Origin of the sequence: Gordonia jinhuaensis (genome assembly GCF_014639795.1) — a bacterium.
GTDB lineage: Bacteria > Actinomycetota > Actinomycetes > Mycobacteriales > Mycobacteriaceae > Gordonia_B > Gordonia_B jinhuaensis.
This window is the reverse complement of record NZ_BMGC01000018.1, coordinates 66,676-76,294: the sequence shown is the minus strand read 5'-3', so window position 1 is coordinate 76,294 and position 9,619 is coordinate 66,676. Positions and strand designations below refer to the sequence as shown.

Here is a 9,619-nt window from a genome sequence, read left to right as displayed (position 1 = left end):
ACCGAGAACTCGCGGCGCCGGATACGATTCCACTGCACCCGCGCCCAGCGGGCCAACATCCAGCAATTCCACTGCTGAGCAGTGCCCGGCTAACTTCGAAGAGCCACCGAACCCGTCGATCACGTGTACGACCTCGACGGTCTGCGTGTGATCGCGCTGGATTCCACCGTCCACGGACAGCACCACGGTGAGATCACCGACGCCCAGCTCGAGTGGCTCTCCGATGTTCTTGCCACCTCGGCGCCGCACGGCACCCTGCTGGCGCTGCATCACCCGCCGCTGCCCAGCCCGATCGGCCTCATCCGTCTCGTGGAGCTGCGCGAACAGGAGCGTCTGGCTCAGGTGCTGCAGGGCACCGACGTCCGCGCCATCCTCGCCGGACACCTGCATTACTCCACATCGAGCACATTCGCCGGGATACCGGTCAGTGTCGCCTCGGCGACCTGCTACACCGAAGACCTCAACGCTGAGCATCCGACCATGCGCGGCCAGAACGGTGGCCAGTCGTTCAACCTGGTCCACGTGTATGCCGACCGCGTCATGAACTCCACCGTCCCGATCGGCGATTTCCCGACGCTGTACGAGATCGGCACCGAGCAGCTGGCTGCGCTGGCCGGACTCGACCCCGACGAGCTGCTCGCAGCTGTGGCGGACTCACTCATCCACTGAAATCATCCTGACTCGACTCATCCCGACTCGATCCACTAGCTCACCGAACAGGGGAATCCGCGACATGTTTGTCACCCTGGATGAGGGCCCGGCCACCGGGACCTGCGAAACCGACGACACACCAGGCGTGTTCGCCGACACCGTGTCGGCGGCGACCGCAGCCCCCCGCGGCCGGGCCGGGGCGCGCAGCCTCATGCGCCGGCTTCGGAGAATCCCGCTCGCCCCGTACCTCTACGTGCTGCCCGCGGTGGCACTGCTGGTCGCCTGGACCTACCGACCACTGGTCCAGACCTTCCAGTTGTCGTTCTTCGACTGGAATCTCGTTCCCACCCAGCCGATGACGTTCGTCGGAGGTCACAACTACCAGCGCGTGGTCACCGATCCGGATCTGCGGCAGGCGGTGATCAACACCATCATCTACATCGTCGCCTTCATGCTCTTCTCCCTCGTACTGCCGGTGATCATCGCGCTGGCGGCGCGACGGGTACAGGGTCGTGCCCGAACCGTCTATCAGGCGTTGATCTTCCTGCCCTTCCTGGTGACCCCGGTCGCCGCGAGCGCGGTGTGGCAATGGCTTCTCGCACCCGACAGCGGCGCGATCACCGTGGCGCTCAACGCCATCGGAATCCACATCGGGGATGTGCTGCGCGATCCGAACACCGCTCTGCTGGCCATCGTGGTGATCGTCGGGTGGCAGATGCTCGGCTTCGGCGTGCTCGTGGTGTCGGCGGGTATCGCCGGGATCAACCCCGATTACGCCTCGGCGGCCTCGATGGACGGAGCCTCCAGACTGCGGATCACCCGCCGGATCACACTGCCACTGCTGTCGCCGACACTGGTGTTCCTGCTGCTGATGACCATCCTGCTGGCCGCGCAGTGGACCTTCCCCATGATCGACGTGCTCACCCAGGGCGGTCCGGGTAATTCGACCACGAACATCTACTACATGCTCTACCAGATCGGGTTCCGTAATTTCGACGCCGGACTCGCCGGCGCGGCGGGCGTGCTGTTCTTCCTCGTCTTCGGTCTCATCGCCATCGGGCTGGTGAAGCTCGCCGACCGACTCAGCTTCTACGACAACTGAGTTCGATCACCACACCTCCCACAATTTCTGCTCGCGAAAGGGACGCAATGTCTTTCGTGCTCACGCCCGATACCGACACGACACCGCTGACAGACTCCCCCACGGCCACGACAGATGACTCGTCGCCGAGCACGGCCACTGGACTGGTGCACCGCATCGCACGGATCCCCTACGCCGGTCACATCATCCTGGCGGTGATCGCGCTGGCCTGTGTCTTCCCGGTGTACTGGATGTTCGCGACCGCCTTCCGGCGGCCGGAGGACACCTTCAGCACCACTCTGATCCCCTGGCCGCTCAGCGTGGAGAACTTCACCACGGTCTGGCACCAGATCCCGATCCTGGCCATGATCGGCAACACCTTCCTCATGGCGCTCGCGGTCTCGTTGTGCCAGTTACTGATCGCCGTACTGGCGGCATATGGGTTCGCCATGTGGGACTTCCCCGGTAAGACCATCCTGTTCGTGCTGTTCCTCGGGTCGTGGCTGGTGCCGTTCCAGGTGACGATGATCCCGAACTATGTGGCGATATCGAAGTTGGGTCTGCTCGGCACCATCGCCGGCGTCGTTGTTCCCAACCTGTGCTCGGCATTCGCGGTGATGCTGATGCGCCAGCACATGCAGGCATTTCCCCGCGAACTCATCGACGCCGCGCATATGGACGGCCGCGGCCACTGGTCGATCCTGTGGCGAGTGGTAATGCCCAGTATGCGACCGGCGCTCGCCGCGCTGGCGATCATGCTGTTCATCGAGGCCTGGAACAACTATCTGTGGCCTGCCCTGATCTTCCAGCATCAGTCGAATGCACTGATCCAGGTGGGAATTCGCAGCTTCCTCGGCGCCGAGGGCGACAACTGGGGCGCGATCATGGCGGCGTCGGGCCTGGCATGTCTGCCGATCTTCGCCGTCTACGTCATCCTGCAGCGCCACATCGTCGATGCCTTCGTCCGTTCCGGACTGCGATAGCCCAAGCCCGTTCCGGACTCCGATAACCCAAGCCCCGACAACCGCTCCCGACAACCGAACGAGGAGAACATCTCATGCGCGTCATCCAGATCTCTGACACCCACATCTCCCATCTCGGGGGCGCGACCAGCGATGCCATGGCGGCCTACATCGAGTTGATCAACGCCTATGAGCCCGACCTGGTGGTACACAGCGGCGACATCGTGATCCTCGACCCGGACAACGAGGACGATCGCCTCGCGGCGCGCACGCTGCTCGACAAGGTGAACGCCCCCGTCCGCGTGATCGCCGGCAACCACGACGTCGGCGAGCCCGGCGACCATCCGTGGGCGGGACTGGCGGTCAGCAAGGAACGTCTGACGGCTCACCGCAGCGTATTCGGCGACGACCGATGGCTCGAGATCGGCGACGACTGGGCGATCGTCGGCCTCAACAGCGAAGTGCTCGGCAGTGGATTGCCCGACGAGGAAGAGCAGTTCGACTGGTTGGCAACCCAGGCGCCCCGGATCGGAAACCGCCAGGCGATGGTGTTCACGCACAAGCCGTTGTGGAATCCGCTGCCTGTCGAGCTCGAACACAACATCTCCGTCCCCCAGCAGGCACGTGAGCGACTGCTGGGGGCCCTGAACGGCGTCGATGTGAGAGTTTTCGCCAGCGGCCATCTGCACCAGTTCGCTGTTGCCGCTGCCCCTGCCCCGTTCTCGTCGGCGTTGACGGTGTCGGCGCCCTCGACGGCATTCACCCACCCCGAGATGGGGCTTCTCGGCGCCGGCCTCACCCAGCTCGGCATCGTCGACTACGACCTCTCGAGCGATCGGGCCGCATCGGTGCGCCCGCTCTACCGCAGCCTGCTCTCCGTCGTCGAGGCCACCTCACATGATGTTCCAGAGCTGGCTGCTGCGGCACAGGGACTCGGCGTGACGGTCTGACGTTCATACAGACCGTCAGCGAAGTCACGACCTCGGTTTCGCCGCCGCTCGCACGTCGAGCGGCGGCGAAACCGTTGGCTGTCACACTCTGGAGTTGTCAAGGAACAAAGGGAAGTTCAGGGGATGGGCAGCTCAGGGCTGGCCAGTTCAGGGGATGGGACGTCTCGGTCAGGCGGCGATGGTCATCGTTCGTCGGTGAAACGACTTCAGCGGCGTTCGCTTCGGGTCAACGCTGGTGGGCGGGATCAGCCACGGGTGTCCGTCGAATTCGATGACGACATCCCACCCATCGTTGTGAACAGCCGCATGACAGGCCGGACACAACAGGCACGCATTCGAGATGTCAGTGTTCCCACCGTGCGCCCAGTGACGAATATGGTGAGCGTGCGCCCACGCCGCCGGTGCACCGCACTTCACGCAACCCCGGTCACGAATTTCCAACGCCCGCTTCATCGCTGGCGAGAAGGTACGTTCACCTCGCCCCATCGCCAATGGCACGTTGTTGCCGTCGACGACGATCGCCTCCACGCGTGCGTCGCATGCCAGCACCGCGGCGGTCGCAGTCGGCACCACTCCCATCCACGCCACGCGTGGCAGGTCCGGCGCGTCCGCGGGTACGACCATCGACACCTGCGCTCTGGCGATCGTGGAGCCCGTCATCGATGCCAACTGAACCAGTGCGTCGACCCGCCGTTGCCCGGCATTGCGCGCATCCGGGGACCCATCAGGTTCCGGTCGGGGTTTCGCGAGCCCTTCGATCGCCGCCATGATCACCGCACCGCTCGTGGCGTCTACATCGGCGGTCAACGCGACCCGACCTTCGGGTGTGCGAGACAGTGTGAACTCATTCGCACCCCGATCCGTCGCCGGCTCAATGCCACTGTCACTCTGCGCAGCAAGCTGATTGGCGATTCCGCGCGCAGTGTCGGCCAGCTGCGCGGGACTCGCCGCCGACCGAGCTTGCGCAACCAGAGCAGCTTCGTACTTCTTACGGGAGTCGTCGTCGAGACCACCGGAGCGTCGTTCGATCACAGCCATCCCGGCGCCGATCGCATCTGCCACTTCCGCGCCCATCCGCCCCTCGGCGAGATCGCCAGCGGCACTGTCAAGCCCGACGAGGCGCGTCGACACTCGCGCTATCCGCGCGGCCACCGACGGAACCAATCCGACCGCGACCAACAGTTCGGTCAACCGTCGCCCGTGCCGACGAGCCATCCCCCGACGGTCCATCTCCGTGGCCGCCTCGACCAGCCGCGCATCTGCCATATTACGAATCCGCACCCATGCCTGTGCATCGCCGAACACGCCGGCATCAGTCGCTGGCACTCCTGAATGTTGCTCTGTTGCAACAGACTCGGCCATCAGGTTGGCCAGTGCATCCGGGGTCATGCCTCAATAGTAGTCGAACACGTGTTCTATACAAGGCCTGTCAGCAGAATCATTCACGTGAATGACACGGCGTCAATCGGCCTGCACCTTCCCGGCATCCGCCGTTGGGCCGTGGGAAACCGCTTTGGTCGCCGAATCCGAGTCGATGACGGCCACGGCCTCGTCCACGAGCCTGGATCTCGATCCGGACGACTGAGCCGACCCCGATGAGTAACGACCCCTACGATTTCAGCTGAGCATGGAACCAATCGGCCGTCTGCATCCCGAATAGATCCGGCCCCCAGCCGTACAGGTTGGTCAGGAACTGCGTCATGCTGCAATCCGACGGCTGGTAGCTGACGTCGACGCCACGCTTGCGATATCCGGCGGCGAGATCACGAGAGTCCTTGGCGGGCACCAGCGACATCGGTGAATCGTCGGCGCGGCACGAGGTGATGAGCACCTTCGACTTCGGGGTTCCCCTGCCCAGCAGGTTGTCGTCGAACACCGGCTGGAAATCGGCGATGTCGGCGGGTGACTGGCCGTTCTTGAACAGAGCCTTCAGCGGCACGAACGGCAGCGTGAAGTACGCCGGTGTCTGGCATTGCGTGCGGTAGGCGTCGGCGAGTGCCTTGCCGGCCGGGGTCAACTTCTCATCGAGCTTCATCTGCGGGTACCAGGGCTCGAGTCCGAGCAAGGTGGCGAAGGCGAAGCCGGAGCCCACCGATCCGTCCGCGGTCCGCATGAAGTTGCGCTGGTTGATCACCATGCCTTCGAGAACCGTTGCCTTGATGTCGAGTTCGGGCGCATACGTCGGAGCCAGCTCCGCGGCGAAGCCCGAACCCACGCCGCCACCGGCGATTCCGAACAGCCCGATGCGCGGCTTCGGGTTCAGTCCCGTGCCCCGGATCGAGGAGACTGCGCGCAGACCGTCGAGGTTGGCGTGTCCGGAGAACTTGCCCGCGAACACCCCGTGGGGCTTGCGATCCCCGCTGATGCCCACGTCGGAGAAGAACACCGCGTCACCCTTGCCGAGCATCTGAGCGAGCGGTCCGAGCGCCGACCATGACGAGCCGTCGAGCGGATCGCCGCCGGTCCACATCGTCGACGGGTGGCAATAGGCACCCACACTGTCGTTGGCCATCTGGTAGCCCACGAGCGCTCGATCGGCATCCTTCCTGCCGTCCTGCGGGATCATCAGCAATCCGGTGCTGATCGCCGGCTTGTCGTCGGCGCCGGTGGTGACGTACATCAGCTTGTACGCCCGGACATTGCCCGGCCGAAAACCGGTGAACTGCACCGCAACCGGCTTCGACTTCAGCAGGGTCCCCGGCTTCTCGTCGCCCGTCAGTGTCGGCTCGTTGTAGAACGCGTCCCCTGACGTCAGCGGCGAGATGACCTCACCGGGTGAGGCAACGCGGCCATCGCGGAAGGTGCCCACCACGTACCCGTTGAACACCTCCCCGAGCGCGGGTGTGCGTACTGGCGTGTCCGAGGGCGCAGCCTCCGCCACTCCGGCGGGCACCCCAATACCGAGACCGACCAACGCAGCGCAGGCCAGCGCCGTCACCATCGACCGAACACGCATCACGACACCGTCACCTTCATCGTCTGCAGTGCGGACTGCATGGTCGGCACAAGATTCATGATCGGACGGTGCGAATCGAGCTGCTGATCGTAGGGAACCTGCAGCGCGGCTTGTAGTTTCGACCAGTGATTATCGACGAGATCGCGATACTTCGGCAGCAGCTGATCATTGATGTACTCCCACCGATCGTCGAAATCCGACCAGTTCCAGCTCGGCAGCGGCAGGGTCAGCGTCGCGGTACGCCCGTCGGCGAGCGTGCCGCTCACCTCGATCGGCCGATACGACCGCATCGGGATCACCCCGGCCACCGACGGCGACCCGGCAACGGTGCTGGCGTAGGTCAGCGCCTCACCGACGGGCCCGTTCCCGTGTTCACCGCGATAGTTGCGGGTGAGGTCCCACTGATCCTTGATCACCTCGCCCTGCTCGCGCATCAGCAGTCGCGCGTTGCCGGCGGCCACGCGCGCGGGGTCCTTGGAGGCGATGTTGCGCCAGGCATCGAGGATCTCGTCGTTGAACAGCCCCGCCTGGTGCATTTCGGTGAGCGCCGGGAGTCCAGCCTGCACGTAGGCGCGGTGCATCGGCATGAGGTCGGAGAAGATGTTCTTCTGCATTACCAGGATCATCCCCTGCACGTACTTCAGATCGGCCGCCGAGATCACCGCACCGACCTGGGCGAGGGCGCGAACCCCGTCGGGGAGCGTGTCTACGAACACCGGTCCGAGGTCTTTGTTCGTCTGCGTCACAATGGCATTGGCGATCGGCTGCAGATGACCCATCTCGTAGACGGTGGTCGCCAGGTCGAAGTCGAGGAGTCCGCCGCCGAAGTCGGCGCCGACCTGGCCGCCCATCCCGGCCCACTGCAGTTCGCGATGATGCAGCTGCAACTGCTCGTAGAAGGTGTACGAGCGCACGAGGTTCTCGCGGTTGGGCAGCACGCCGGCACGCGGATTCCACGCGGCCAGATCGATGCCCGCGGCCTGCGTGGTGTCGGCGAGCCAGTACTGATACAGAAGTGCCGCATAGCGTTTCGGCTCGACACCGTCGGCACGCGCGGAATCGAGTGCACGCCGCAGGGCCTTCGGATCGGTGGGCAGTGCCGGATTCACGCCACCCGGTGACACCGAGGCGTCACGATTGGTCAGCGGCAGGTCCAGATAGCGCTGATAGCTCGGGGCGGCACCTGCCGTCCCGCCGGCGAATGCCAGCGATACGGCCAGCATCACCAGCACGACAATTCCTGGACCGATCCGGCGCAATGACACCCCGCGACTCCCCCTTGTGATAGTAACGAGCAGGTAACGCGAACGTATCACACAGGTGTACGGTTCAAGGCCGGCGCACGACAACGGGCGCCCCCTCGACGAGGAGGCGCCCGTTGCGCACCGAACACGAGACCCGGCGGCGACCTGTCCACCGAGCTGTCGACCGGCCTACTACTTGGCGATGCGGATGAGCTTCTTGTTCACGAACTCGTCCATGCCGAAGTGCCCGAGCTCGCGGCCGTAACCGGAGCGCTTCACACCGCCGAACGGGAGCTCGACGCCTTCTGCGCCAACGGCATTCACGAAGACCATGCCGGCCTCGATCTGATCGGCGACCCGCAGCGCCTGGTCGGGATCGGTGGTGAACACATACGAACCGAGACCGAACGGGATGTCGTTGGCCAGACGGACCGCCTCATCCTCCGAGGAGACCTTGTAGACCTGCGCCACCGGACCGAAGAGCTCCTGTTTGGCGGTCGCGGATGCCAGGTCGATGCCGGTCAGCACCGCGGGCGGATAGAACGCGCCCTTGCGGTCACCCGACGAGGCGATCGTGGCACCGTCGGCGACGGCGTCGTTGACCTGCCCCTCGAGACGTTCGGCGGCGGCCACCGACGAGAGCGGCGCCAGACCCTCGGCGGCGGCGAGCACCTTGTCGGTGAACTTCGAGACGAAGTCGTCGTAGACACCCTCGTGCACGATGAAGCGCTTCGCGGCGTTACACGCCTGACCGGTGTTCTCGAAACGCCCCTCGAATGCGGCGTCGACGGTGGCGTCGAGATCGTCGGTCGACAACAGGATGAACGGATCGGATCCGCCGAGTTCGAGAACGACCTTCTTGAGGTTGCGTCCGGCCACCTCGGCGACGGCAGCACCGGCACGCTCGGAACCGGTCAGGGACACACCCTGCACACGCGGGTCGGCGATGGCCTCAGCCACCTGCTCGTTGGTGGCCCGGATGTTGACGTAGGCACCCTCGGGATACCCGGCGTCGAGGAAGATCTGCTGGATCGCCTCGGCCGACTCCGGGCACTGCGGCGCATGTTTGAGCACGATGGTGTTGCCCAGCGTGAGGTTGGGGCCGGCGAACCGGGCCACCTGGTAGTAGGGGTAGTTCCACGGCATGATGCCGATCAGCACGCCGACCGCGCTACGACGGACCAGGGCGCTGCCCTCACCATCGAGCAGGTCGATCTTCTCGTCGGCGAGGAACTTCTCGGCGTTGTCAGCGTAGTACTGGTAAATCGCCGCGCTGAACTCCACCTCACCCACCGACTGGGCGTAGGGCTTGCCCATCTCGCGCTCGATGATCTTGGCCAGCTCGTCCTTGCGCTCGGCGTGCAACTCACCGACGCGACGGATGAGCGCGGCACGCTCGGCAACCGTGGACTTCTTGGACCATTCTTCGTAGGCATTGCTCGCCGCGTCGACTGCGGCCTTCACTTCCGCGTCCGTGGCGGTCGGGTATTCCTTGACCACTTCACCGGTCGACGGGTCGACCACCTGGTACAGGCTCATGGGCGAATCTCTCCTCATCGTCGTCACGCACATAGGCGTCATCAGGGGGTATCACGTTGCGCCGTCGTTTCCGCGCACGGCACGTCCGGTCACTACGCACATGCGCCGTCACTCCCCTCTCATTAGATCGTCCCGCCGCCTTTCGCACCCGTCAAGCGCGCCGGGAATCGGAATCAGTCGAGCAAGAGGCACCGAACTGCGAAATTCGCAGAAATATCGCGGGTCGGTGAGATTAC

7 protein-coding genes and 1 pseudogene are annotated in these 9,619 nt (G+C 64.7%); 4 read left to right on the top strand and 4 right to left on the bottom strand.

Translation table 11 applies throughout. The features are described 5' to 3' along the window. Window positions 1-108: 108 nt before the first annotated feature. The 4 genes and pseudogenes from IEW22_RS12830 to IEW22_RS12815 all read left to right on the top strand — a co-directional run. Window positions 109-669 (top strand): annotated as a pseudogene (locus IEW22_RS12830) (phosphodiesterase); the annotation flags it as partial. A gap of 127 nt (window positions 670-796) precedes the next feature. Beyond that, window positions 797-1,753, top strand: coding sequence for a carbohydrate ABC transporter permease (locus IEW22_RS12825; protein WP_373284183.1), 957 nt, complete (start codon window positions 797-799; stop codon window positions 1,751-1,753). A 56-nt stretch (window positions 1,754-1,809) separates the two neighbouring features. Continuing rightward, window positions 1,810-2,715, top strand: a complete 906-nt coding sequence (locus IEW22_RS12820) for a carbohydrate ABC transporter permease (RefSeq protein WP_455350609.1) — start codon at window positions 1,810-1,812, stop codon at window positions 2,713-2,715. A gap of 74 nt (window positions 2,716-2,789) precedes the next feature. After that, entirely contained in the window at window positions 2,790-3,644 is an 855-nt protein-coding gene (locus IEW22_RS12815; protein ID WP_188586999.1) for a metallophosphoesterase family protein, read from the top strand. A 168-nt stretch (window positions 3,645-3,812) separates the two neighbouring features. Here IEW22_RS12815 and IEW22_RS12810 read toward each other — a convergent pair whose 3' ends face one another. The 4 genes from IEW22_RS12810 to IEW22_RS12795 all read right to left on the bottom strand — a co-directional run bounded on the left by IEW22_RS12810 (window position 3,813) and on the right by IEW22_RS12795 (window position 9,383). Next, complete coding sequence (locus IEW22_RS12810; RefSeq protein WP_188586998.1) at window positions 3,813-5,033, bottom strand: HNH endonuclease; 1,221 nt, start codon at window positions 5,031-5,033, stop codon at window positions 3,813-3,815. A 220-nt stretch (window positions 5,034-5,253) separates the two neighbouring features. Next, window positions 5,254-6,600 carry a lipase family protein gene (locus IEW22_RS12805; protein ID WP_188586997.1) on the bottom strand — a complete coding sequence of 449 codons (1,347 nt, stop codon included), beginning with the start codon at window positions 6,598-6,600 and terminating at the stop codon, window positions 5,254-5,256. Then, complete coding sequence (locus IEW22_RS12800; RefSeq protein WP_188587009.1) at window positions 6,600-7,823, bottom strand: hypothetical protein; 1,224 nt, start codon at window positions 7,821-7,823, stop codon at window positions 6,600-6,602. The genes IEW22_RS12805 and IEW22_RS12800 overlap by 1 nt, the downstream gene beginning before the upstream one ends. 213 nt (window positions 7,824-8,036) lie before the next feature. Then, entirely contained in the window at window positions 8,037-9,383 is a 1,347-nt protein-coding gene (locus IEW22_RS12795; RefSeq protein ID WP_188586996.1) for an NAD-dependent succinate-semialdehyde dehydrogenase, read from the bottom strand. Between the last annotated feature and the right edge of the window lie 236 nt (window positions 9,384-9,619).